The following is a 24622-nucleotide window of genomic DNA, read 5'->3' as shown; positions in this document are numbered from 1 at the left end:
GTGGGTCCTAGAAGGGGGGCTCGTCCGAGTAGCCGCCACCGCCGCCGGAGCCTCCGCCCCAGCCGCCACCGCCGCCGCCCTGCTGGCCACCGGCGGGAGCGCTGGTCGCCCACGGGTCGTCAGCGGGAGCGCCGCCGCCCTGCTGACCGCCGCCGGGGCCTCCGCCCCAGCCGCCGCCACCCTGGCCGCCGCCGCCACCGCCGCCGTAACCACCCTGGCCGCCTCGGCCGGCGGTCTTGGTGACCTTGGCCGTGGCATTGCGCAGGCTGGCGCCGACTTCCTCCACGTCCAGCTCGTAGACCGTGCGCTTGACGCCCTCACGGTCCTCGTAGGACCGCTGCTTCAGCCGGCCCTGCACGATGACGCGCATGCCTCGCTGGAGCGACTCGGCGACGTTCTCCGCCGCCTGACGCCAGACCGAGCAGGTCAGGAACAGGCTTTCGCCGTCCTTCCACTCGTTCGTCTGACGGTCGAAGGTGCGGGGGGTGGACGCGACACGGAACTTCGCGACCGCCGCACCGGAAGGGGTGAAGCGCAGCTCGGGGTCGTCGACAAGATTGCCGACGACCGTGATGACGGTCTCGCCTGCCATGGGGAACCTCTCGGCGGGTTTGCTGCTCTGGCTGCTTGGTTGCTGCTACTCGAATCCCGAGATCAGCTGAGCGGGAGAGCTCAGTGGGTCTCGGGACGGAGGACCTTGGTCCGGAGGACCGACTCGTTCAGGTTCATCTGGCGGTCGAGCTCCTTGACGACCGCAGGCTCGGCCTGCAGGTCGATGACCGAGTAGATGCCCTCGGGCTTCTTCTTGATCTCGTACGCGAGACGACGACGGCCCCAGGTGTCGACCTTCTCGACCTTTCCATTGCCCTCACGGACGACGGAGAGGAAGTTCTCGATCAGCGGGGAGACAGCACGCTCCTCGAGATCGGGGTCGAGGATGACCATCACCTCGTAGTGACGCATGTGGAACCCACCTCCTTTGGACTCAGCGGCCACGGTCGTTCCGTGGCAGGAGGGTTGTGATGCGTACGCAACGGTATCGGCCACCACTGACAATCGGGGTTCCCCGCTGGGGATCCCTGTCATGGCCTGGGCAGACACCGGTGCAGACGGTACAGACTACCTGCACACCCGCTTCCGGTTGAAATTCGGCGGTGGTGACCGTCAATCTGTACACATCGGGTGTGTATGGCGCTACGATGCGCCGCCTTCCGCAGGAGGTGCCCCATGGCACAGACATTGCGACCCAACATCGCCGGCTCTCTGTTCGCGACCGACGACAAGCCCCACCCCGTGCAGGACACGCTGCTGGCCGTGACGCTCGTCCTCGGTGCGGTCTCCTTCATCACGGCGATGTTCCACCACCTTCATCTGATCAGTTCCTGGACGGGGCTGGTGGGAATCCTGATCGGTGCGTACGGGCAGTTCATCTCGGAAACGACTCGTGAGCGCTTCGGCCTGATCGTGGGTCTCGGTGCCTCGGCCGTCGGATTCTTCCTCGGTATGGCCCATGGAGGTCTGTTCGGCGGACTCATCGGCTGACTCTTCTCCCGGCCGCAGGGTCGACACGACGGGCGGTGCCTCGCACTGTCCGCCGTCCCACATCGGACCAAGCGGCCGAATAACACCGTCCGGCGCCCCGGCCGCGCATCGGCCGGGGTCCAGCTTCCATGCGGCCATTCGGCGTGCCCGCAGGGCGCAGTAGGCTTCGGCGCGAGAGCCGGAGCCCCTGTACCCATGGGGACACACCAGCCCGAGGAGCGCCCCGAATGAGCCTGACCCTGAGGACGATCAGCCGAGAGCAGCATCTGGCATACATCCAGAGCCTGCCCTCGGCTAGCCACATGCAGGTCCCGGCCTGGGCCGACGTCAAGGCCGAGTGGCGCTCCGAGAACCTCGGGTGGTTCGACGACAAGACCGGTGAGATGGTCGGCGCCGGCCTGGTGCTGTACCGCCAGCTTCCCAAGATCAAGCGCTATCTGGCCTACCTGCCCGAGGGCCCGGTCATCAACTGGTTCGCGCCGAACCTCACCGACTGGCTGGAGCCGATGCTCGCGCATCTGAAGAACCAGGGCGCCTTCTCGGTGAAGATGGGTCCGCCGGTGATCATCCGGCGCTGGGAGGCCACGTCCATCAAGAAGGGGATCCAGGACCCGGATGTGAAGCGGCTGCGCGACATCGAGGCCGACTTCATCGAGCCCCGTGCCTTCGAGGTCGCCGACAAGCTGCGCCGCATGGGCTGGCAGCAGGGCGAGGACGGCGGGGCCGGCTTCGGTGACGTACAGCCCCGCTACGTCTACCAGGTGCCGCTGGCGAACCGCTCCCTGGAAGAGGTCCACAAGAACTTCAACCAGCTGTGGCGCCGCAACATCAAGAAGGCCGAGAAGGCCGGCGTCGAGGTCGTCCAGGGCGGCTACCACGACCTGGAGGAGTGGCAGCGGCTGTACGAGATCACAGCTGTCCGGGACCGCTTCCGGCCGCGACCGCTGTCGTACTTCCAGCGCATGTGGACGGCCCTCAACACCGAGGACCCGAATCGTATGCGGCTCTACTTCGCCCGGCACAACGGCGTGAACCTGTCGGCCGCGACGATGCTGGTCGTCGGCGGGCACGTCTGGTACTCGTACGGCGCCTCGGACAACATCGGCCGTGAGGTCCGTCCCTCGAACGCCATGCAGTGGCGCATGCTGCGCGACGCCTACGCGCTCGGCGCGACCGTCTACGACCTGCGCGGCATCTCCGACTCGCTGGACGAGACGGACCACCTCTTCGGTCTGATCCAGTTCAAGGTGGGCACGGGCGGCCAGGCCGCCGAATACCTCGGTGAGTGGGACTTCCCGCTCAACAAGCTGCTCCACAAGGCTCTCGACATCTACATGTCGCGCCGCTGACCCCCCCGTTTTTGCTTCCATACCTCTGATACACCGCAGCCACGAGAAAGGTTCCGGGACCGGCCATGGCGCTCACGCTCTACGTCGACACCGCGCGCTGGCGGGCACACCACAAGCACGTTCAGGAGCAGTTCCCGGGACTCGTCCCCGTCTGCAAGGGCAACGGCTACGGCTTCGGGCACGAGAAGCTGGCGGAAGAAGCCACGCGCCTCGGCGCGGATGTCCTCGCCGTCGGCACGACGTACGAGGCGGCCCGGATCAAGGACTGGTTCAGCGGTGACCTGCTGGTGCTGACGCCGTACCGACGGGCCGAGGAGCCCGTCCCCCTGCCCGACCGCGTGATCCGCTCCGTGTCGTCGGTCGACGGCGTGTACGGCCTCGTGGGTGCCCGCGTGGTCATCGAGGTCATGTCCTCGATGAAGCGGCACGGGGTGAGCGAGCAGGAACTGCCCCAGCTCCACGCGGCCATAGAGAACGTGCGCCTGGAAGGCTTCGCCATCCACCTGCCGCTGGACCGCACCGACGGCTCCGACGCCGTCGAGGAGGTCATCGGCTGGATGGACCGGCTGCGCGCGGCCCGTCTCCCACTGCACACCATGTTCGTCAGCCATCTGAAGGCCGAGGACCTGGCCCGTCTCCAGCAGCAGTTCCCGCAGACCCGCTTCCGGGCCCGGATCGGTACGCGGCTGTGGCTGGGCGACCACGAGGCGACCGAGTACCGCGGGGCCGTCCTCGACGTCACCCGGGTCGCCAAGGGCGACCGCTTCGGCTACCGGCAGCAGAAGGCGGCTTCTGACGGCTTCCTGGTGGTCGTGGCGGGCGGTACGTCACACGGGGTGGGTCTGGAGGCCCCGAAGGCCATGCACGGCGTCATGCCGCGCGCCAAGGGCGTCGCCCGTGCCGGTCTCGCCACGGTCAACCGGAACCTTTCTCCGTTCGTCTGGGGCGGCAAGCAGCGTTGGTTCGCGGAGCCGCCGCACATGCAGGTGTCGATCCTCTTCGTGCCCTCGGACGCACCGGAGCCGCAGGTCGGCGAGGAACTGGTGGCTCATCTGCGGCACACCACCACGCAGTTCGACCGGATCGTCGACCGCTGAGCCACGCCCCCACGGGACGCCACACGGTGGCTTGCCGGGCGGGGCTCCACGCCGTATCCACGCGAAAGGCCGTACACGGGAAACCCGTGTACGGCCTTTCTACGTGACCCCATGCCGTGTTCGCTCAGGGTGAACGGTCGGTGGGGTGGTGACTGCCCCACTCCACGAGCGGCCCTTCGAGGTGCGCCGCGTGCCCCGGGCGACGGGCGGCGGCACCGTACACATGGACGTCTTCCGCGCCGTCCAACACTCCGCCGGACGGGTCGTCGTCACCAGCGCGGCGGACCATGTCCCGCTCCGGCATGAAGATGTCGCGTACGACGACGACGCACAGGTACAGCGTTCCCAACAGGTGCGCCATGATCGCCGCGTGGTAGCCCTCGGGGGGCAGTCCCTTGTGGGCCTCTCCGCTCGTCGTGTACGCGAGGTACATCCAGATCCCCAGGAAGTAGACGACCTCACACGCCTGCCAGATCAGGAAGTCCCGCCAGCGGGGCCGGGCCAGCGCGGCCAACGGGACCAGCCAGAGCACGTATTGCGGCGAGTAGACCTTGTTGGTGAGGATGAAGGCCGCCACGATCAGGAAGGCCAGCTGGGCGAAGCGCGGTCGCCGTGGGGCGGTCAGCGCGAGTGCGGCGATGCCCCCGCAGATGAGGAGCATGGCGATCATCGCGTACGCGTTCGCCGTCTCGGGGGTGATCGGGAGGTTCATCCGCTGCGAGATGACAAGGAAGGCGGAACCGAAGTCGACGCCTCGTTCCTGGCTGAAGCGGTAGAACTTCGCCCATCCGTCGGGCGCCAGAAGCATCACGGGGAGGTTCACCGCGAGCCAGGCGCCGACTGCGCCGAGGATCGCGATCCCGAACTCGCGCCACTTGCCCGCTCGCCAGCACAGGACGAAGAGCGGGCCAAGCAGCAGGAAGGGGTAGAACTTGGCAGCTGTGGCGAGCCCGATCAGCACGCCGAAGGCGAGGGGCCGTTGCCGCGACCACATCAGCATCGCGGCGGCCAGCAGGGCCACGGCGAGGAGATCCCAGTTGATGGTGGCCGTCAGGGCGAAGGCCGGCGCCAGGGCCACCAGCAGGCCGTCCCAGGGGCGCCGGCGGTGGATACGCGCGGAACACACGGCGATGACCGCCGCGCACGCCATCAGCATGCCCGCGTTGACCATCCAGTACCACTGCTCTTGCTCCTGGATGGTCCCGCTGCCCGGGGTGAGCCATGCGGCGACCTCCATGAACACACCGGTCAGCACCGGGTACTCGAGGTACTCCATATCGCCGGGGATCTTGTCGAAGTAGGGCACCAGCCCGTCGGCGAAGCCGCGCCCCTGGTAGAGGTGAGGGATGTCCGAGTAGCAGGCGTGGGTGTACTGGGAGCTGGCCCCGAAGAACCAGGCGCCGTCGTAGCACGGCAGCTTCTGCACCATGCCGATCGCGAACATGCCGATCGCGACGAGGGCGACGACCCGTACCGGGGCCCACCAGGACGTCCCGAGCAGTGCACGTCGCCCGATGGGGCCGCCGATCAGCTCGCTGCCGGCCGCAGCGACCTCGTCCTCCTTGGTCGGCCGCACCGGCTCCGGCTCGTCCACGCTCATTCGCGTCGTCTCCGCACTGGGCATGCCGCACATCCTGCCGTACGTGCCTGGGAATACATCGAGGGCCGCCGCATCCAGCTGCCGCGACGACGGGGGTTTCACGTGAAGCAACCTCTCTGCCGCCCGCCCACATGTCGGCACACACGAGAAGGGCCGCCACACCTCAGCGGTGCGGCGGCCCCTGTTTCACGTGAAACACCCTCTACCGGGACGAAGAGCTATCCGGTGGGTCCTCCGAAGAGTCCCCCGTTCTGATTGCCTTTCGTATCGTCCTCTGGTGCGGTCGGGGTTGGTGTCACCCCGCCGTCAGTGCCACCGGTGTCCGTTCCCCCGGTGTCCGTACCGCCGGTGTCCGCACAGGTCGGGTCGAACGGGTTCTTGCAGGGTTTGTCACTGGGCTTGGGTGACGGAACGGGGGGCTCACTCTCGGACGGCGACGGGGACGGGTCCGGGCTCTCTTCCGGGGACTCGGCCGCCGAGGGAGTCGGCGTCGGGTCCGGGTCGTCATTGACGATCACACCGATGGGCTGCGGCTCCGGGAACGCCTTCGGCGGTACGTTCTTGAGCGCGTCCTCCATGTAGTCGTGCCAGATCTCGGCCGGGAACGAAGCACCATGGATCGTCTCCTGGCCACCCGTGCCGTACATCTCCAAGAACGTGCGGTTCTTGTTGGATTCGTCGTCGTCCATGCGGTACATGCTGATCGCGGTGGACAGCTGCGGGGTGTACCCGACGAACCAGGCCGACTTGTTGCCGTCGGTGGTACCGGTCTTACCGGCCACCTCGCGGCCGGCCAGCTGGGCCGAGGTACCGGTTCCCTTGTCGACGACGGTCTTGAGGACATCGGTGACGTTGTCGGCGACGTCCGCGGTGAATGCCTCCTTGGGGGCAGCGATGTCGTCGTGGTCGAACTTCGTCAGGCCCTCGTACTCGACCTTGCTGACGGAGAACGGGTCGTTCTGCTTGCCGCTGGCGGCGAAGGTCGCGTACGAGCCCGCCATGCGGATGGCGCTGGGGTCGGAGATACCGATCGAGAAGGAGGGATAGCTGGTGCCCGTGAGGCTGTCCTTCTTGAGGCCCGCCTCGATGGCCGCCTCCTTCACCCGGTCGAGACCGACGTCCATGCCCAGCTGCACGAAGGCGGAGTTCACCGAGACCCGCATCGCCTCGCGAAGGTCGATCTGGTACTTCGGTGCCTTGCCGTACGACGCATCGCCGTCATTGGCCTGCAGCCACTCCTTGCCCTCTTCGTTGGTCCAGATCGAGCCGTCGTAGTCCCTGATCTTGAGGTCGTTCTTGCCGCTGTAGAGGCTCTTCGGCGAGACGATGGTGCGCTCGTCCTGGGCCTGGTCCGGATCCAGATCGGGGTCGCGCTTGCCCCAGGTCATGGCCGCCGCCAGGACGAAGGGCTTGAACGTCGAACCAACCTGTGCGCCGGTCACATCGGCGTTGTTGGTGAAGTGCTTGGTGGCGTCCTCACCGCCGTAGATCGCCTCGATGGCGCCCGACTTCGGATTCACCGACGCCCCACCGAACTGCACATGCGTGTCCGTCTTCGGGCGCAGCTTGGGCTTGATGTGCTCCTTGCGCACCTTGTTCACGGCCGCCTCGAGTTCCTTGACCTTGTCCTTGTCGAAGGTCGTGTGGATCTCGTAGCCGCCCCGCTCGAGCTGCTTCGGCGTGATGTCGGTGTTGTTGAGGATGTAACCCTTGGCGGTGTCGACGAGATAGCCGATCTGCCCACCCAACTGAGCGTTGGACCGAGGCCGCTGGATCTTGGGGAATGCGGTGTACTTGGCCCGCTCGGCCGCCGAGAGGCGCTTGTCCTTGACCATCTCGTTGAGGATCCAGCCCCAGCGTTCCATGGCCCGCTTGGTGTTCGCCTCGGGCGTGGCTGCTGGGTCGATCGACGTCGCGCCGGCCGGGTCGTAGTACGTGGCGCCCTTGAGGACGGCGGCGAGGAAGGCACACTGACTCGGATCGAGATCCTCCGCGTCCACGCCGAAGTACGTGCGGGCGGCTGCCTGAAGGCCATAGGCACCACGGCCGAAGTAGGCCGTGTTCAGGTAGCCGCGCATGATGTCCTCCTTCTCGACGGAGGCGCCCACCTTCACCGAGATGAAGAGTTCCTTGACCTTCCGGGAGAGGGTCTGCGACTGGTCGTCGAGCATGGCGTTCTTGACGTACTGCTGGGTGATGGTCGATCCACCCTGCGTCTGACCGCCCTTGGCCATGTTGACGACGGCGCGGGCGATACCCATGGGGTCGACGCCGCTGTCCGTCTCGAACGTCTTGTTCTCGGCCGACATGACCGCGTAGCGCATCGCCTTGGGGATCTTCTCGTAGGCGATGATCTGGCGGTTGATCTCACCACCCGTCGCGACCATCTGCGTGCCGTCGGACCAGTAGTAGACGTTGTTCTGCGCGGTCGCGGCCTCGGCCGGGTTGGGGACCGCCACGACGGCGTACCCGATACCGGCGGCCGCCACCAGACAGCCGAAGAAGCCGATGAACAGCCCCGTCACCTGACGCCAGGACGGCACCCACCGCATGGCCCCGTACTTGCCCGCGCGCGGATAGTCGATGAAGCGCTTCTTGCCCGGGGGAGCGGGCCGCCCTCGTCCCCGGCCCGGTCCGCGTCCCGCGGGCTCTGCCGTTCTACGGCGCCCGCCGCCGGTGCCGGTACTTCTCTGCGCCGCCCGTCGAGCCGCTGCACGGCCCTCGTACGGGGTGTCATCACCTCCCGCCCCATAGGTCTGGGAAAGTGACCCGGTCGTGCCCCGCGGTGCAGCGCGGCGGCCGGAGGACGCCGATTGGCCGCGTCTGGCCGCGGCACGTCCGCCTCCCTGCGGCTGCGGCGGTTTGCGACGGTGCTCGCTCATCGAACGACTACTCCTCGGGCAGGCGCACCCGTGCGCGCCTGGAAACGGCGGCTGGTTTCCGGTCCCCCCGAAGTACGGATGCGGTCGTGTTGGCATTCATCCGTACGGCACTCAGGACGACGACGTGCTCTAACGTCACTCGGCTCCCGGTGGTGTGCATGCCGCACAGACTACGCACCGTCAAACCCCACTGAGCACCGAACTTCATACCAAATCCGGCAACTTGCTTCCTACTAATCGGTGATGTGACCCCGTTCACCGTGCCCCCACTTGTCGCATACGTAGGGGCGTTCTATCGTCGTGATGTATCGAGTCGATACATCAGCTCGGCATAGAGGGTGCCGGGGAGGCCAGCGGGAGAGAGGAGGCGACGATGAGCCGGCGCTCCGGAATCCTCGAGTTCGCCGTACTCGGCCTGCTGCGCGAAGCCCCGATGCACGGCTATGAGCTGCGCAAACGACTCAACACTTCACTGGGTGTGTTCCGCGCCTTCAGTTACGGGACGCTGTACCCCTGCCTCAAGACGCTGGTCGCGAACGGCTGGTTGATCGAGGAGTCGGGGGGTGCCCAGGACGACGCTCCTGCCGCCCTCACGGGCCGCCGCGCCAAGATCGTCTACAGGTTGACGGCGGAAGGCAAGGAGCACTTCGAGGAACTGCTCTCGCAGACGGGCCCCGACGCGTACGAGGACGAGCACTTCGCCGCTCGCTTCGCGTTCTTCGGGCAGACCTCCCGTGATGTGCGCATGCGCGTCCTGGAGGGCCGTCGCAGCCGTTTGGAGGAACGGCTGGAGAAGATGCGTGCCTCCCTGGCACGCACCCGCGAGCGCCTCGACGACTACACGCTTGAGCTCCAGCGCCACGGGATGGAGTCCGTGGAGCGCGAGGTGCGCTGGTTGAACGAGCTCATCGAGAGCGAGCGGGCGGGCCGCGATCTGAAAGGTCGCGCCCATGGAGAACCCGCTCGCGACACCACAGAGGGAGCGCCGGGCGCCCTGCCCCGGCCCGGGGACACCCCCGGTCCGGATGCGCCCGGCGACACCGCCACGTGAGGTCCCTGCCAGGACCTCACTCGTACACACAGGGAGCAACCGGAATGGGTTCGGTTCGCGTAGCCATCGTCGGCGTGGGCAACTGCGCCGCGTCGCTGGTGCAGGGAGTCGAGTACTACAAGGACGCCGACCCGGCGTCCAAGGTCCCCGGCCTCATGCACGTGCAGTTCGGTGACTACCACGTTCGGGACGTGGAGTTCGTCGCGGCCTTCGACGTCGACGCGAAGAAGGTCGGCCTCGACCTCGCGGACGCCATCGGCGCCTCCGAGAACAACACCATCAAGATCTGCGACGTGCCGAGCACCGGTGTGACCGTCCAGCGCGGCCACACCCTCGACGGTCTCGGCAAGTACTACCGTGAGACCATCGAGGAGTCCGCCGAGGCCCCGGTCGACGTCGTCCAGGTCCTCAAGGACAAGCAGGTCGACGTCCTCGTCTGCTATCTGCCCGTCGGTTCCGAGGACGCGGCGAAGTTCTACGCCCAGTGCGCCATCGACGCCAAGGTCGCCTTCGTCAACGCCCTGCCGGTCTTCATCGCCGGCACCAAGGAGTGGGCGGACAAGTTCACCGAGGCGGGCGTCCCGATCGTCGGCGACGACATCAAGTCGCAGGTCGGTGCCACCATCACGCACCGCGTCATGGCGAAGCTGTTCGAGGACCGAGGCGTCGTCCTGGACCGCACGATGCAGCTGAACGTCGGCGGCAACATGGACTTCAAGAACATGCTCGAGCGTGACCGCCTGGAGTCCAAGAAGATCTCCAAGACCCAGGCCGTCACCTCCCAGATCCCCGACCGGGAGCTCGGCGAGAAGAACGTCCACATCGGCCCGTCCGACTACGTGGCCTGGCTCGACGACCGCAAGTGGGCCTACGTCCGTCTTGAGGGCCGTGCCTTCGGCGACGTTCCGCTGAACCTGGAGTACAAGCTCGAGGTCTGGGACTCCCCGAACTCCGCCGGCGTCATCATCGACGCCCTGCGCGCCGCGAAGATCGCCAAGGACCGCGGTATCGGCGGTCCGATCCTGTCGGCGTCGTCGTACTTCATGAAGTCCCCGCCGGTCCAGTACTTCGACGACGAGGCGCGGGAGAACGTCGAGAAGTTCATCCAGGGCGAGGTCGAGCGCTGACCGGACGAGGTGCGGTGCGCTAAGTCCGCTCGTTCTTCGGGCCGTTGAGGGTCCCCGGGTCGTACACCCGGGGACCCTTCCCGTATGTGAGGCTGTGCTCCATGGCTGTCGTACGAGACCTGCGGGTGCTCCTGCGCTTCCGGGACTTCCGGCGTCTGCTCGCCGTACGGCTGCTCTCACAGGGAGCGGACGGGGTCTACCAGGTCGCGCTCGCCACCTACGTCGTCTTCTCCCCGGAGAAACAGACGTCCGCCGCGGCGATCGCCTCGGCCATGGCTGTCCTGCTCCTTCCGTACTCATTCGTCGGACCCTTCGCCGGTGTCCTGCTGGACCGCTGGCGGCGCCGTCAGGTGCTGCTGTACGGCAATCTGCTGCGCGCCCTGCTCGCGTCCGTGACGGCCGTCCTGATGGTGATCCACGTTCCCGACTGGCTGTTCTACATCTCCGCGCTCTGCGTCACGGCGGTCAACCGCTTCGTGCTGGCCGGCCTCTCCGCCGCACTGCCCCATGTGGTCGACGCCGACCGCCTGGTGGTCGCCAACTCCCTCTCTCCCACCGCCGGCACGCTCGCCGCGACAGCGGGCGGTGGACTCGCCTTCGTCATACGTCTGGTGGGCTCGGACTCGGACGCCGTGGTGGTCCTTCTCGGCTCGGCTCTGTATCTGTGCGCGGCCCTCACCTCACTGCGCATCGCCCGGGACCTGCTAGGCCCGGAACCTGCTTGGGCGCAGCCACGTCTGGGTGCCGCGATCGCCGGCACGGCCCGGGGACTGGTCGCGGGGGTACGACATCTCGTCACGCCGGCGCGGCGGCCTGCGGCCTGGGCGCTGGTGTCGATGACGATGATGCGGTTCTGCTACGGCGCCTTCACGGTCATGGTGCTGATGCTGTGCCGGTACGCCTGGCCATCCGCACCCGCCGGAGCGCCTGATTCGGAGGAAGGGCTCGCCCTGCTCGGCCTTGCTCTCGGGATCTCAGGGGCGGGGTTCTTCACCGCCGCCGCGCTGACGCCATGGGCGGCCGGACGGCTGGGGACGGCCCTCTGGATCGTTACGTGCGCCGCTACGGCCACGGTGCTGGAACCCGCTCTCGGACTGCCCTTCACGGAGGGGTCCATATTGATCGCCGCGTTCGTCCTGGGGCTCGTCACTCAGGGAGCGAAGATCTCGACGGACACGATGGTGCAGTCCGCCGTCGACGACGGCTACCGCGGCCGCGTCTTCTCCCTCTACGACGTTCTGTTCAATGTGGCGTTCGTCGGTGCCGCCGCCGTCGCCGCTCTGATGTTGCCTCCCGACGGCCGCTCCGTCGCGCTGGTGGTCACAGTGGCGGTGATCTATGGAGCCGTCGCCGTGGGGATGGCACGCTTCGGGATGCCGAGACAGTCCCCTGAGACAGGTCCACGCTCGATGACGTGAGCCCGATGTTTCACGTGAAACATCGGGCCGTCGAGTGGAGCCAGGAGAGGCCGACGGCTCCTGACACAGCAGTGGGGCGCGATGTTTCACGTGAAACATCGCGCCCCGTCCAGAGAAGTCCTGCGGTCACTAGGTCTGGGGCAACTGCGCCGACCACTCCTTGAGCGCCGCCACCGCCTCGTCGTGCTCCATCGGTCCGTTCTCCAGCCGTAGCTCCAGCAGGAACTTATAGGCCTGCCCGATGACCGGGCCCGGACCGACACCCAGGATCTCCATGATCTGGTTGCCGTCGAGGTCCGGACGGATGGCGTCCAGCTCTTCCTGCTCCTGAAGCTGCGCGATGCGCTCCTCCAGACCGTCGTACGCACGGGACAGCGCGCTCGCCTTGCGCTTGTTCCGCGTGGTGCAGTCGGAGCGGGTCAGCTTGTGGAGCCCGTCGAGGAGCGGACCGGCGTCGCGTACGTAGCGGCGGACGGCGGAGTCCGTCCACTCCCCGGTGCCATACCCGTGGAAGCGCAGATGGAGCTCGACCAGCCGCGAGACGTCCTTGATCAGGTCATTGGAGTACTTGAGGGCCGTCATGCGCTTCTTGGTCATCTTGGCCCCCACCACCTCGTGGTGATGGAAGGAGACCCGGCCGTCCTTCTCGAAACGCCGTGTACGGGGCTTGCCGATGTCATGCAGAAGCGCAGCGAGACGGAGGGTGAGGTCGGGCCCGTTGTCCTCGAGCGCGATCGCCTGCTCGAGGACGATCAGCGTGTGGTCGTAGACGTCCTTGTGCCGGTGGTGTTCGTCACGCTCCAGCCGCAGCGCGGGAAGCTCGGGCAGAACGTGCTGGGCGAGACCGGTGTCCACCAGCAAGGTCAAACCCTTACGCGGGTGAGCGGAGAGGATCAGCTTGTTCAGCTCATCCCGCACCCGCTCCGCCGAGACGATCTCGATCCGGCCGGCCATGTCGGTCATCGCCGAGACGACCTCCGGCGCGACCTCGAAGTCGAGCTGCGCGGCGAACCGCGCGGCGCGCATCATCCGCAGCGGATCGTCCGAGAAGGAATCCTCCGGCGTACCGGGGGTGCGCAGAACTCGCCCGGCGAGATCCTCCAGCCCGCCGTGCGGGTCGATGAACTCCTTCTCGGGCAGCGCCACCGCCATCGCATTGACGGTGAAGTCACGCCGCACGAGGTCTTCCTCGATGGAGTCGCCGTACGACACCTCCGGCTTGCGGGAGGTCCGGTCGTAGGCCTCCGACCGGTAGGTCGTGACCTCGATCTGGTAGCCGTCCTTCTGGGCCCCCACCGTGCCGAAGGCGATTCCGACCTCCCAGACGGCATCGGCCCAGGGGCGCACGATCTTCAGCACGTCCTCGGGTCGGGCGTCCGTCGTGAAGTCCAGGTCGTTGCCGAGCCGGCCGAGCAGCGCGTCCCTGACCGATCCACCGACCAGGGCGAGCGAGAACCCCGCCTCCTGAAAGCGACGGGCAAGATCATCGGCGACAGGGGCGACGCGCAGCAGTTCACTCACCGCGCGGCGCTGCACCTGGCTCAGGGCGCTGGACTGTTCGTTGGCGTTCGGCACAACAGAAAAGGGTACGTGGCCGCCGGGACAGTGGTCGCCTCCATTGAACGTGCACAACGGCTTCGCGCAGATGACCCCGTCCCGACCCCCTTGATACGTGCACATAGGCGACAGTCCGGGCCTCATTTCCCGATCTTGTGGAACGGACCGCGGCACTTCACCTCAGCGCACATCGTTACCATGCGTGGACGCACATTCCGACGACCACTGACGACGACGAGGGACGGGCGAGCGCGTGGCCGAGGCGGCAGACTTCCAGGGGACCGGTCCCTCACCTGCCCGCCGCTGGCTGCTGCGCGCGGGAGCACTGATCGCCGGGGCACCGCTGCTGGCCGGTCTGCTCCAGCTCTCCGCCGCTCCGGAGGCCCTCGCGGCGCCGAAGGCCGCGCCGGCCGATGCCACGGGCACGAACACCGTTGCTGTGTCCTTGGACTCCCTCAGCCCCAGCGTGCCTACCGATGGCGACACGGTCACCGTCTCCGGCACGGTCACGAACAAGGGCAAGCAGACGATCACGGATGCCCATGTGGGCCTGCGGGTGGGCTCGGCGCCCCTGACGACCCGTTCCTCCATCGACAGCGCGGCCAAGCGCAACGGCTTCGACCAGTTCACCGACGGGACGGAGGTCGGCGGGAAGTACGTGCAGAAGTTCTCCAAGCTGGCGTCGGGCGTGGCCCAGCCCTTCACGATCTCGGTGCCCGTCAAGAAACTGGACCTCGGTTCTGACGGCGTCTACCAGCTCGGCGTCTCCCTTTCCGGCCGGACCCCTGCGGCCCAGTACGACCAGATTCTCGGCATCCAGCGCACGTTCCTCCCCTGGCACCCCGACGAGGCGGACACGAGTACGAGGACGACGTACCTCTGGCCGTTGATCTCCACCAGCCATCTCACGGCCGAGACGGGGCCGGGCGAGCGTCAGACGCCCACCTTCCTCAACGACGACCTCGCCAAGGAGATCTCCGCGGGCGGCCGCCTGGAGCAGATGCTGGCGCTGGGCAAGGATCTCGACGTCACCTGGGTGGTCGACCCCGATCTGCTGGCGTCCGTCGTCGCGATGACCGAGAGCTACAGCGTCCAGAGCGGGAACACCACCGTCCCCGGCCGGAGCCAGGCCGTCGCCAAGGCGTGGCTGGCGGAACTCGAGACCGCGGTCCAGGGCAAGGAGGTGGTCGCGCTCCCCTTCGCAGACCCCGATCTGGCGTCGCTGGCGCAGAACGGCAAGGCCGTCACGGGCTCCCTCAGCCGCTTGAAGGACGCCACCGACGTCGCCGCGGACACTGTGGAGAACATCCTCCGCGTGGAGCCGAACACCGAGTTCGCCTGGCCCGTGAACGGCGCCGTCGACCCGTCGATCATCAAGGTCGCCACCTCGGCGGGGGCTGACAAGGTGATCGCGCGCAGCGACAGCCTGGAGGAGAGCCGCGGACTGACCTACACGCCCACCGCAGCACGCCCCATCGGCGGTGGCACCACGGCCGTGGTCGCGGACGCCCAGCTGTCCATGGGGTTCCAGGGCGACATGACGAAGGCGGAGAGCTCCACGCTGGCGGTGCAGAGGTTCCTCGCTCAGAGCCTGATGACGAATCTGCAGACCGACAAGCAGCGCAGCATCGTGATCGCCCCGCAGCGCATGCCGTCGGCCAGCCAGGCCCGGGCGATGGCGCAGGCCCTGACAGCGCTCCAGGGCGGTACCTGGTCACAGTCCCAGGACCTGTCCGCCGCCGCCGAGGCGAAGCCCGACCCGAATGCCAGCACCCGTATCCCGTCCGCCTCGGCGTACCCCAAGTCGCTGCGCAAGCAGGCGCTGCCGAAGTCGGCGTTCGAGGAGATCCACGGCACCCAGAGCGACCTCGACCGCTTCAAGGTGATCCTGAACCGCCAGTCGCGCGTGGTCACTCCCTTCGGCCGGACCATGGACCGGGAGATGTCCACGTCCTGGCGAGGTCACGCCGCGGACGCACGGGCCTACCGCGACGGCGTGCAGTCGTACCTCGACACGCTCACCAGCCAGGTCCGGCTGATCGAGAAGTCCGAGACGAAGCTCTCGGGCCGTAGCGCCAAGATCCCGGTGACCGTGCAGAACAACCTCGTGCAGGGCGTCGACAATCTGACGCTGCGCCTCACGTCGAAGCTGCCGAAGCGTCTGAAGATCGGTGACAAGGCCTACGACGAGCAGTCCATCGACATCTCGGGCGGACACAGCGAGTCCGTGAAGTTCACCACCAATGCCGAGGCCAACGGCAAGGTCGACGTCGTCGCCCAGCTCTACACGAAGGACGGCCAGAAGTACGGCGGCCCCGTCGTCTTCACCGTGAGCGTCACCGAGATCACCCCCACGGTCATGCTGGTCATCGCAGGCGGTGTTCTGCTCCTCGTCCTCGCCGGGTTCCGCATGTACACCCAGCGCAAGCGCGCCGCCGCCCGCCAGGAGACGGAGAACACCTCGCAGGACGAGACCCCGGCGGAGAGCACTTCCCCGGGCGGGGAGGCGAACACCGAGGCGGCCTCGGTCGTACACACTGACGAAGTCGTACACACTGACGAAGGGGAGTCCCCGACCGAGTCCGGGACAGACGCGCCGGAGCACCCGAGTGACCCGGCCACGGACACCGCACCGGAAAACACCGGCCGGTCCGGAACGGGTGAGAGAGTGGACCGTTGAGCGATTGTCGTGGCCGGTGGGCCCGGGGACGATGAGGTGGGGTAACCATGAACGCGCCGTACGACGGTGACCACGGCCAGGGCGCGGCCGACTCGGGCTACCCCGACGGCTCGCTGCCCGCGTCGGCCCAGGTGCCGCCGCAGCCCCCCGCGGACATGTACCTCCAGGACGCCTACGACCAGGACCCCTACCGCGCGAGGGATCTGTCCGCGCAGGACCCCGTGGCCGAGGCGCTCTACGACCGTGCCGCGCACCCTCCACCGCCTCCGGGCGCCCACCAGCCGCAGCAGCCGCTCTACGGGCAGCCCACGCCGTCGCAGTACGCCCCGGACCCGCGTGTGTGGGCCCAGACGCCCGCGCCCGAGCCGGACGGCCCCTCGCGGCATCTGCCGTACGGCGACAACGCCCGTACGACCCAGTTCGTGGGAGTGGACGACCTGGTCACACAGGCCGGCGAGGAGCGTCACGAACCCGACGCGTTCGCCCATCTCTTCCGGGACCAGCAGCAGAGCGGCCATGGCGCCCCCGGACAACCCTCCGTGCCCGGCCCGACCCCCGCTCCGGCCCCGGGCCGCCCGCAGCACGAAGAGCCCTCGCAGGCCCCCGCGGCCGCGCAGGCGGCCGCGCAGGCCCCGAAGAAGGGTGGGCGGGCCTCGGGTCTGCTGAAGTCGAGCGCCGTGATGGCGGCGGGCACCATGGTCTCGCGCCTCACCGGGTTCATCCGCTCCGCGATGATCGTCTCGGCGCTGGGACTCAGTCTCCTCGGCGAGTCCTTCCAGGTGGCCTACCAGCTGCCGACGATGATCTACATCCTGACCGTCGGCGGCGGCCTCAACTCCGTCTTCGTGCCGCAGCTCGTGCGGGCCATGAAGGAGGACGACGACGGCGGGGAGGCATACGCCAACCGACTGCTGACCCTGGTCATGGTCGTCCTCGGCGTCCTCACCGCTCTCGCCATGTTCGCCGCGCCACTCCTCGTCCGCGCGCTGTCGACGCCCCTCGCCGGCAACGCCGAGGCCAATGACGTCGCTGTCACCTTCACCCGGTACTTCCTGCCCTCCATCTTCTTCATGGGCATCCATGTGGTGATGGGACAGATCTTGAATGCCCGTGGCCGATTCGGCGCGATGATGTGGACCCCGGTCCTGAACAACATCGTCATCATCGTGACCCTCGGCGCTTTCCTCTGGGTCTACGGCAGCGCGGCCGACTCACACATGACGGTCGCGAACATCCCGCCGGAGGGTGAGCGGCTGCTGGGTGTGGGTATCCTCTTGGGCCTCGTGGTCCAGGCACTCGCGATGATCCCGTACCTGCGGGAGACCGGGTTCCGGATGCGGCTCCGTTTCGACTGGAAGGGCCACGGCCTCGGCAAGGCCGCGATGCTCGCCAAGTGGACGATCCTCTTCGTGCTCGCCAACCAGGCCGGCGCCCTCGTGGTCACTCAGCTGGCAACCGCGGCGGTCACCGAAACGAAGATCTCCGGTACCGGATTCAGCGCCTACGCCAACGCCCAGCTCATCTGGGGTCTGCCCCAGGCCATCATCACCGTCTCGCTCATGGCCGCCCTGCTGCCACGCATCTCGCGTTCGGCCGCCGAAGACGACGCCGGCGCAGTTCGTGACGACATCTCGCAGGGCCTGCGCACCACGGCCGTCGCCATCGTGCCGATCGCTTTCGGCTTTGTGGCACTCGGTATTCCCATGTGCACCTTGATCTTCGGCTCATCGGGGACCGACGCAGCCACCAACATGGGCTTCATGCTGATGGCCTTCGGTCTCGGCCTGATCCCCTACTCCGTGCAGTACGTCGTCCTGCGCGCCTTCTACGCGTACGAGGACACCCGGACGCCCTTCTACAACACGGTCATCGTGGCCGCCGTCAACGCCGGCGCCTCCGCGATCTGCTTCCTGGTGATCCCGGCCCGCTGGGCGGTGGTCGGCATGGCCGCCTCATACGGGCTCGCCTACATGATCGGTGTGGGCGTCGCCTGGCGGCGGCTGAAGAAGCGGCTGGGCGGTGACCTGGACGGCTCCAGGGTCATGCGGACGTACGCGCGGCTGTCCATCGCGTCGCTGCCCGCGGCGCTGGTCAGCGGCGCGGCCTGTTACGGGATCAGCCGGAGTCTGGGACAGGGCGTCGGCGGCTCGATGCTCGCACTCGTCGGGGGAGGAATCGTTCTGCTTGGTGTCTTCTACGTCGCCGCGCGGCGCATGCGCATCGAAGAGCTCAACTCGATGGTCGGCATGGTCCGCGGACGACTGGGACGCTGAAGCGGGGTTAGGCGCACAACCATCGTCCGTCGTCGTGTGTCGCTCATAGCGGCGGACTGTGGGCACAATTGGCTTTGGCGTCGTAGAGCGCGCAACGGATGGGGAGGCAGGAACGACGGTGGCGGAACGGAGCACGGCTGCCGTCGACGTGGCAGACAACAGTGGCGACGAGCCGCTGACCGCGCAGGCGGACCAGTCCACGGCCGACGGGGAGGCCCAGAACCGGGAGCGGGACACGGAAAGCTCAGCGAGCAAAGAGGCACACGGAAGCGGCGGCACCGAGAGCCCTTCCAAGACGACGCCGCCCGAACTGCACAGCGGTCACAAGCTCGCCAGGCGCTACCGCCTCGAAGAGTGCGTCACCCGTCTGGACGGTTTCAGCAGTTGGCGTGCCGTGGACGAGAAACTGCGTCGTGCGGTCGGAGTCCATGTCCTTCCGGCCGACCACGCACGCGCCCGTGCCGTTTTGGCGGCGGCGCGTTCCTCGGCGCTGCTGGGTGACCCCCGCTTCGTCCAGGTGCTGGACGCCGTGGAGGAGAACGACCTCGTCTACGTGGTGCACGAGTGGCTTCCCGACGCCACGGAACTGACGACGCTCCTCGCCTCCGGTCCACTGGAACCGCATGACGCGTACCAGATGGTCAGCCAGGTCTCGCACGCCATGGCCGCCGCGCACCGCGAGGGCCTGTCCCACCTCCGGCTCAACCCCAGTGCCGTCCTGCGCTCCGCGGCGGGCCAATGGCGCATCCGCGGCCTCGCGGTGAACGCGGCGTTGCGTGGCATCGGCTCCGACACCCCCCAGCGCGCGGACACGGAAGCGATCGGCGCGCTGCTCTACGCGTCGCTCACCCAGCGCTGGCCGTACGAGAACGACGCGCACGGCCTCTCCGGTCTCCCCAAGGACGTCGGGCTCATCGCTCCCGACCAGGTGCGGGCGGGCGTCCACCGAGGACTGTCGGAGCTCGCCATGCGCGCGCTCGCCAATGACGGCGCCACCGCCTCGCGCCACGAGTCTCCGTGCACGACCCCGGAGGAGTTGGTGAAGGCGATCGGCGAGATGCCTCGCATCCGCCCGCCGGAGTCGGCGTTCACCGCGCCGCCCGACTACCAGCGCACGACGTACCAGCAGGGTACGTACGGCCGTCAGGCGCCCCACCCGGGCGTCACGCAGCCCATTCCGGCTCCTCCGCCGCCCCTGCAGAGCCGTACCGGCAAGGTCCTCAAGTGGGCTGTGTCGGCGCTGTTGATCGCGGCACTCGGCCTGGGCAGCTGGCAGCTGGCAGACGCACTGATGAGCCGCGGTGACCAGTCCGACGACACGGACACGGGCCAGACGACGGACAACGACAAGGGCGACAAACCCGCCAAGCCGCCCACGAGGCTCAGCATCAGCGACGCCGTGGAGTACTACCCGGACGGTAAGCCGCAGCACGCGAACGACGTGAAGCTGACCTACGACAAGAGCAGTTCCACGTACTGGCGGACGTACTCCTTCAATGACGGACCCACACTCGCGCCCTACAAGCAAGGTGTCGGCATCGTCTATGACCTGGGCTCCGCCCAGGAGGTGTCGGCGGCCTCAATAGGGCTGTACTACGTCGGGGACCACACCTCGGCCACGCTCTACGCGGCCGACTCCCTCTCGTCGTCCGCCCCCCTCGACTCGATGACGAAGATCGCCTCGAGCACGACCAGCGGGACCAACTTGAAGATCTCCGCCAAGAAGCCGGTGAAGACCCGGTACGTTCTGGTCTGGCTCACCGCCGTGCCCAGTTCGGGGCCCGACCAGTTCAGTGGAGCCGGCTACAAGCAGGCGATCACCGACGTGAAGTTCATGGGCTGAGAGTTCTTCGAGGAAGGGGGCCCGATGGCGCCAGGTGCTGATCACAGCGGAACGAGCGATCAGGATCTCCTGGCCCAGCATGTCGAGGGTGACCCCGATGCCTTCGCGGAACTCGTGCGGCGCCACCGGGACCGGCTGTGGGCGGTGGCGCTGCGGACCCTGGGAGACCGTGAGGAGGCCGCTGACGCCGTCCAGGACGCGCTGGTCTCCGCCTATCGGGCCGCGCACACCTTTCGGGGCCAGTCGGCCGTCACGACCTGGCTGCACCGCATCACGGTGAACGCCTGCCTGGACCGCGCCCGCAAGGCCGCCTCCCGCAAGACCGCCCCGGTCGACGACACCGAGCGCCTGGAGCAGTTGCTGGAGCCGCACGAGTCGGCATCCGCGCCCGCCGAGCGCAACGACGTGCACCGTCAGCTCGTGGAAGCCCTGGGCACACTGCCGCAGGACCAGAGGGCGGCCCTCGTCCTCGTGGACATGCAGGGCTATCCGGTGGCGGAGGCCGCACGCATCCTTGATGTCCCGACCGGCACAGTGAAGAGCCGCTGCGCCCGTGGCAGAGCCAGACTCCTGCCGCTCCTGACCCATCTGCGCAATGACGGAGGGGGTGACGGCGGCGAAAAGTCGGGGCGCGGAAGGAACCGGACGCAGGGGACATCCGTCCCACCCGCAGCAGGACCACATGATGCAGGGCCAAGCGATTCAGCTGCTGTGAAGGGCGGAGGTGGGCGAGCGTGACTTCCACGACCGACGCAGCCGGGCACCCGGACGTCGAGGAGATCTCCGACCTCACCGAAGGTCTCCTGCCGCCGTCCCGCACCGAGGACGTCCGACAGCATCTGGACGAGTGCTCCCTATGCGCCGAGGTGTACGCCTCGCTGGAGGAGATCCGCGGCTTGCTGGGCACCCTGCCGGGCCCTTCGCGCATGCCGGACGACGTGACAGGACGGATCGACGCCGCGCTGGCTGCTGAAGCATTGCTGAACGCCACGGCATCCGACCCGGGGGCCACGGAGACCTCCGGAGCATCCAGCCCGTCTCGTGTGACGTCGCACGCGGGCGACCGTAGGCATGTTTCACGTGAAACATCGACCGCGAAGGATCGTCCCGCCGGCCATGGACACGGGACTACCGGCCCCGGCCGCTCCACGCCCAAGCGGCACGCTCGCCGGATCAGGCTCCTCACCGCTGTCTTCGCGACCGCCGCTCTGGGGCTCGGCGCGCTGATCGTCCAGTCGATGAGCGACAGCGACTCCGGCGACAACCCGCCGAGCGCCCAGAGCCCGGCCTCCGATGTGTTCTCCGGGGTCAAGCTGCAGAGGAAGGTGGACGACCTTCTCGGCAGGCAGACGACGAAGGACGCACCGGGCCGGGATTCGGTCGGCGCCAACACGGCCCCCGGCGATCCGGAGGCCTCCGACACGAACCCCACCACGAAGCTCACAAAGGACGTGCCCCCCTGTATCGCCAAGGGCATCGGCGACGCGACGGGAGCCATCGCGTCGGAACCCGGGACCTATCAGGGAACGGATGCCTATCTCGTCCTGGTGCCCGTCCCGGACGACGCTTCGCACGTCACGGCTTACGTGGTCGACGCCTCCTGCGTGGGCAAGGCCTCCGCACCCGCCGGAGAGGTTCTGCTGAAGCAGTCCTACGCCCGTCCCTGAGACCGCGCGCCGCACCACCTCTGGCATCCCCGTGCGGTGTCACGTCTGCGTGTGCCCGGACACACCGGGAATGCACGCCCCTTAGGATCCGTTGGGTGGGGTGAGAGTTCCGAGAGCAGCTCCCACCGGCAGTACGCAGCAGTCTCCAGAGACGAGGAATCAAGCCGTGAGCGACGTCCGTAACGTGATCATCATCGGCTCCGGGCCCGCCGGCTACACGGCAGCGCTCTACACCGCGCGCGCGTCGCTGAAGCCGCTTGTGTTCGAGGGAGCCGTCACCGCAGGCGGCGCTCTCATGAACACCACCGAGGTGGAGAACTTCCCCGGTTTCCGGGACGGCATCATGGGCCCCGACCTCATGGACAACATGAGGGCCCAGGCCGAGCGCTTCGGTGCGGAGCTGGTTCCGGACGACGTCGTCGCCGTCGACCTGACCGGCGAGATCAAGACGGTCACGGACACCGCGGGCACCGTGCACCGCGCCAAGGCCGTCATCGTCACCACGGGCTCGCAGCACCGCAAGCTCGGGCTGCCCAATGAGGACGCTCTCTCCGGACGTGGTGTCTCCTGGTGCGCCACCTGTGACGGGTTCTTCTTCAAGGACCAGGACATCGCCGTGATCGGTGGCGGTGACACCGCCATGGAGGAGGCCACCTTCCTCTCCCGGTTCGCGAAGTCCGTGACCGTCGTCCACCGCCGGGACACCCTGCGCGCCTCCAAGGCGATGCAGGAGCGAGCGTTCGCCGACCCGAAGATCTCCTTCATCTGGGACAGCGAGGTCGCGGAAATCCAGGGCGACCAGAAGCTCGCCGCATTGAAGCTGCGCAACCTCAAGACGGGCGAGACGTCCGACCTGCCGGTGACGGGCCTGTTCATCGCGATCGGCCACGACCCGCGCACGGAACTCTTCAAGGGTCAGCTCGACCTGGACGACGAGGGCTACCTGAAGGTCGCCTCCCCGTCGACCCGGACGAACCTCACCGGTGTCTTCGGCGCCGGCGATGTCGTCGACCACACGTACCGCCAGGCGATCACCGCGGCCGGCACCGGCTGCTCCGCCGCCCTCGACGCCGAGCGCTTCCTCGCCGCCCTCGCGGACGGCGAGCAGACTGCCGAGCCCGAGAAGACCACCGTCTGACCCCCGTCCGCCCCACCGCACCAACCAGTTAGGAGCCCGCCGTGGCCGGCACCCTGAAGAATGTGACCGACGACTCCTTCGAGCAGGACGTCCTGAAGAACGACAAGCCCGTCCTGGTGGACTTCTGGGCCGCGTGGTGCGGTCCGTGCCGCCAGATCGCGCCGTCCCTCGAAGCGATCGCCCAGGAGTACGGCGACAAGATCGAGATCGTCAAGCTCAACATCGACGAGAACCCGGCCACGGCAGCCAAGTACGGCGTCATGTCCATCCCGACCCTGAACGTCTACCAGGGCGGGGAGGTCGCCAAGACCATCGTGGGTGCCAAGCCGAAGGCCGCGATTGTCCGCGACCTTGAGGACTTCATCGCCGAGTAGGTACCGCTGCCGTCGCACAGCGACGATGTTTCACGTGAAACATGACGGGGCCGACCCACTGGGGTCGGCCCCGTCGCTTGCACACGACCACTCTGCTTCGATCGCTCTCAGAGCGGTCGAAGCGCAGGTTCCTTCTGGACCGCTCCCAGAAGCCGGTCGAGCGCCAACTCGACGTCCTCCTTCCAGGAGAGCGTCGTCCTCAGCTCCAACCGCAGCCGGGGGTACGTGGGGTGAGGACGGACCGTTTTGAAGCCCACAGCGGTCAGATGATCGGCGGGCAGTACACAGGCCGGTTCCTTCCAGCGTGCGTCACCGAAGGCCTCGATCGCCTTGAAGCCCCGCCTCAGTAGATCCTTGGCCACCGTTTGCACCATCACCCGGCCGAGCCCCTGTCCCTGAAAGCCCGGCACGATGAAGGCGGTCATCAACTGAACCGCGTCCGGGGAGACCGGGCTGGTGGGGAACGCCGTGGAGCGTGGCACGTAGGCCGGCGGTGCGTAGAGCACGAAGCCCGCCGGGACGTCGTCCACATAGATGACCCGCCCGCAGGATCCCCAGTCCAGAAGAACAGCGGAGATCCAGGCTTCCTTCTCCAGCGCGGGAGTACCGGCCTTTACTGCTGCCTCACCGCTGACTGGGTCCAACTCCCAGAAGACGCACGAACGGCAGCGCTTGGGAAGGTCCTGAAGGTTGTCCAGCGTGAGCGGTACGAGCCGACGCCCCATGAAGGCTGTTCCTCGCTTCCTTCGCCCGCAGCGTCGCGAGCGGCTGTCAGAGCGCTTCGCTCCCTGAGCAGGCTGCCGACGAAGCCGCCGACCGCGCCCAGTCCCAGACCCACGGTCACCAGACCGGAACGGCTCACGGTTCGCATTGCCCCCGCCTCCCATGAAGGTGCCACAAGGTGGATGCGCCATACCCAACCGCATCGTATCGACGATGTGATGGCCTAGATACTGCCCGCAAGCAAAGAGCGGGCTGTGTCCGGTATACATCGGACACAGCCCGCTCAGGCAGTCGACCAGCC

General features: G+C 67.6%; 19 protein-coding genes. 13 read left to right on the top strand and 6 right to left on the bottom strand.

The genetic code is table 11. The annotated features are described in order from the left end of the window. Nucleotides 1-7: 7 nt before the first annotated feature. Nucleotides 8-592, bottom strand: a complete 585-nt coding sequence (locus ACZ43N_RS11865) for a single-stranded DNA-binding protein (protein WP_468096900.1) — start codon at nt 590-592, stop codon at nt 8-10. An 80-nt stretch (nt 593-672) separates the two neighbouring features. After that, on the bottom strand, nt 673-963 hold the full coding sequence (gene rpsF / locus ACZ43N_RS11860) for a 30S ribosomal protein S6 (RefSeq protein ID WP_004950685.1): 291 nt from the start codon (nt 961-963) through the stop codon (nt 673-675). A gap of 264 nt (nt 964-1227) precedes the next feature. Here rpsF and ACZ43N_RS11855 point away from each other — a divergent pair, with 264 nt between their 5' ends. The 3 genes from ACZ43N_RS11855 (at nt 1228) to ACZ43N_RS11845 (ending at nt 3988) form a co-directional block, all read left to right on the top strand. Further along, nucleotides 1228-1542, top strand: a complete 315-nt coding sequence (locus ACZ43N_RS11855; protein WP_468096899.1) for a hypothetical protein — start codon at nt 1228-1230, stop codon at nt 1540-1542. Between the two features lie 227 nt (nt 1543-1769). After that, complete coding sequence (femX, locus tag ACZ43N_RS11850) at nt 1770-2891, top strand: peptidoglycan bridge formation glycyltransferase FemX (protein WP_055714666.1); 1122 nt, start codon at nt 1770-1772, stop codon at nt 2889-2891. A 65-nt stretch (nt 2892-2956) separates the two neighbouring features. After that, nucleotides 2957-3988: an alanine racemase gene (locus ACZ43N_RS11845; protein ID WP_468096898.1), complete on the top strand. Its 1032-nt coding sequence runs from the start codon at nt 2957-2959 to the stop codon at nt 3986-3988. Nucleotides 3989-4112: 124 nt separating this feature from the next. On the opposite strand, the gene ACZ43N_RS11840 is transcribed toward ACZ43N_RS11845, so the two are convergent. Together ACZ43N_RS11840 and ACZ43N_RS11835 are read right to left on the bottom strand one after the other, a co-directional pair. After that, nucleotides 4113-5621 carry a glycosyltransferase family 87 protein gene (locus ACZ43N_RS11840; protein ID WP_468096897.1) on the bottom strand — a complete coding sequence of 503 codons (1509 nt, stop codon included), beginning with the start codon at nt 5619-5621 and terminating at the stop codon, nt 4113-4115. Nucleotides 5622-5806: 185 nt separating this feature from the next. Next, nucleotides 5807-8470, bottom strand: coding sequence for a transglycosylase domain-containing protein (locus ACZ43N_RS11835; protein ID WP_468096895.1), 2664 nt, complete (start codon nt 8468-8470; stop codon nt 5807-5809). A gap of 373 nt (nt 8471-8843) precedes the next feature. On the opposite strand from ACZ43N_RS11835, the gene ACZ43N_RS11830 reads away from it, so the two are divergent. The 3 genes from ACZ43N_RS11830 (at nt 8844) to ACZ43N_RS11820 (ending at nt 12066) form a co-directional block, all read left to right on the top strand. Next, nucleotides 8844-9521, top strand: coding sequence for a PadR family transcriptional regulator (locus tag ACZ43N_RS11830; RefSeq protein ID WP_468096894.1), 678 nt, complete (start codon nt 8844-8846; stop codon nt 9519-9521). Between the two features lie 44 nt (nt 9522-9565). After that, nucleotides 9566-10648, top strand: a complete 1083-nt coding sequence (locus ACZ43N_RS11825; RefSeq protein WP_468096893.1) for an inositol-3-phosphate synthase — start codon at nt 9566-9568, stop codon at nt 10646-10648. Between the two features lie 101 nt (nt 10649-10749). Beyond that, the gene (locus ACZ43N_RS11820) at nt 10750-12066 is read left to right on the top strand and encodes an MFS transporter (RefSeq protein WP_468096892.1); all 1317 of its coding nucleotides are present in this window, start codon (nt 10750-10752) and stop codon (nt 12064-12066) included. A 129-nt stretch (nt 12067-12195) separates the two neighbouring features. Here ACZ43N_RS11820 and ACZ43N_RS11815 read toward each other — a convergent pair whose 3' ends face one another. Beyond that, nucleotides 12196-13641 (bottom strand): CCA tRNA nucleotidyltransferase, encoded by a 1446-nt coding sequence (locus ACZ43N_RS11815; RefSeq protein WP_468096890.1) that lies wholly within the window; start codon nt 13639-13641, stop codon nt 12196-12198. Nucleotides 13642-13876: 235 nt separating this feature from the next. Here ACZ43N_RS11815 and ACZ43N_RS11810 point away from each other — a divergent pair, with 235 nt between their 5' ends. From ACZ43N_RS11810 to trxA, 7 genes are all read left to right on the top strand, one after another. After that, nucleotides 13877-16303 carry a DUF6049 family protein gene (locus ACZ43N_RS11810; RefSeq protein ID WP_468096889.1) on the top strand — a complete coding sequence of 809 codons (2427 nt, stop codon included), beginning with the start codon at nt 13877-13879 and terminating at the stop codon, nt 16301-16303. Nucleotides 16304-16350: 47 nt separating this feature from the next. After that, nucleotides 16351-18576: a murein biosynthesis integral membrane protein MurJ gene (gene murJ, locus ACZ43N_RS11805; protein ID WP_468096888.1), complete on the top strand. Its 2226-nt coding sequence runs from the start codon at nt 16351-16353 to the stop codon at nt 18574-18576. A gap of 118 nt (nt 18577-18694) precedes the next feature. Then, nucleotides 18695-20419, top strand: coding sequence for a protein kinase family protein (locus ACZ43N_RS11800; protein ID WP_468096886.1), 1725 nt, complete (start codon nt 18695-18697; stop codon nt 20417-20419). 24 nt (nt 20420-20443) lie between these two features. Next, nucleotides 20444-21157, top strand: a complete 714-nt coding sequence (gene sigM, locus ACZ43N_RS11795) for an RNA polymerase sigma factor SigM (RefSeq protein WP_468096885.1) — start codon at nt 20444-20446, stop codon at nt 21155-21157. Further along, nucleotides 21154-22086 carry a hypothetical protein gene (locus tag ACZ43N_RS11790; protein WP_468096883.1) on the top strand — a complete coding sequence of 311 codons (933 nt, stop codon included), beginning with the start codon at nt 21154-21156 and terminating at the stop codon, nt 22084-22086. The genes sigM and ACZ43N_RS11790 overlap by 4 nt, the downstream gene beginning before the upstream one ends. Nucleotides 22087-22252: 166 nt before the next feature. Further along, nucleotides 22253-23224 carry a thioredoxin-disulfide reductase gene (gene trxB / locus ACZ43N_RS11785; protein WP_468096882.1) on the top strand — a complete coding sequence of 324 codons (972 nt, stop codon included), beginning with the start codon at nt 22253-22255 and terminating at the stop codon, nt 23222-23224. 41 nt (nt 23225-23265) lie between these two features. Beyond that, complete coding sequence (gene trxA, locus ACZ43N_RS11780; RefSeq protein WP_045558506.1) at nt 23266-23598, top strand: thioredoxin; 333 nt, start codon at nt 23266-23268, stop codon at nt 23596-23598. A 107-nt stretch (nt 23599-23705) separates the two neighbouring features. Here trxA and ACZ43N_RS11775 read toward each other — a convergent pair whose 3' ends face one another. Next, a complete protein-coding gene (locus tag ACZ43N_RS11775) occupies nt 23706-24323 on the bottom strand; it encodes a GNAT family N-acetyltransferase (protein ID WP_468096881.1) in 618 nt (205 codons plus the stop codon). Nucleotides 24324-24622: the final 299 nt, after the last annotated feature.

The sequence above is a fragment of the Streptomyces sp. NPDC030814 genome, from assembly GCF_055572155.1.
This window is presented reverse-complemented; position numbering and strand designations above follow the sequence as displayed.

Excerpts from the sequence above, each read along its gene's own strand:
- ACZ43N_RS11865 (WP_468096900.1), bottom strand. The coding sequence starts at position 592 with ATGGCAGGCGAGACCGTCATCACGGTCGTCGGCAATCTTGTCGACGAC.
- rpsF (WP_004950685.1), bottom strand. The coding sequence starts at position 963 with ATGCGTCACTACGAGGTGATGGTCATCCTCGACCCCGATCTCGAGGAG.
- ACZ43N_RS11855 (WP_468096899.1), top strand. The coding sequence starts at position 1,228 with ATGGCACAGACATTGCGACCCAACATCGCCGGCTCTCTGTTCGCGACC.
- femX (WP_055714666.1), top strand. The coding sequence starts at position 1,770 with ATGAGCCTGACCCTGAGGACGATCAGCCGAGAGCAGCATCTGGCATAC.
- ACZ43N_RS11845 (WP_468096898.1), top strand. The coding sequence starts at position 2,957 with ATGGCGCTCACGCTCTACGTCGACACCGCGCGCTGGCGGGCACACCAC.
- ACZ43N_RS11840 (WP_468096897.1), bottom strand. The coding sequence starts at position 5,621 with ATGTGCGGCATGCCCAGTGCGGAGACGACGCGAATGAGCGTGGACGAG.
- ACZ43N_RS11835 (WP_468096895.1), bottom strand. The coding sequence starts at position 8,470 with ATGAGCGAGCACCGTCGCAAACCGCCGCAGCCGCAGGGAGGCGGACGT.
- ACZ43N_RS11830 (WP_468096894.1), top strand. The coding sequence starts at position 8,844 with ATGAGCCGGCGCTCCGGAATCCTCGAGTTCGCCGTACTCGGCCTGCTG.
- ACZ43N_RS11825 (WP_468096893.1), top strand. The coding sequence starts at position 9,566 with ATGGGTTCGGTTCGCGTAGCCATCGTCGGCGTGGGCAACTGCGCCGCG.
- ACZ43N_RS11820 (WP_468096892.1), top strand. The coding sequence starts at position 10,750 with ATGGCTGTCGTACGAGACCTGCGGGTGCTCCTGCGCTTCCGGGACTTC.
- murJ (WP_468096888.1), top strand. The coding sequence starts at position 16,351 with ATGAACGCGCCGTACGACGGTGACCACGGCCAGGGCGCGGCCGACTCG.
- sigM (WP_468096885.1), top strand. The coding sequence starts at position 20,444 with ATGGCGCCAGGTGCTGATCACAGCGGAACGAGCGATCAGGATCTCCTG.
- ACZ43N_RS11775 (WP_468096881.1), bottom strand. The coding sequence starts at position 24,323 with ATGGGGCGTCGGCTCGTACCGCTCACGCTGGACAACCTTCAGGACCTT.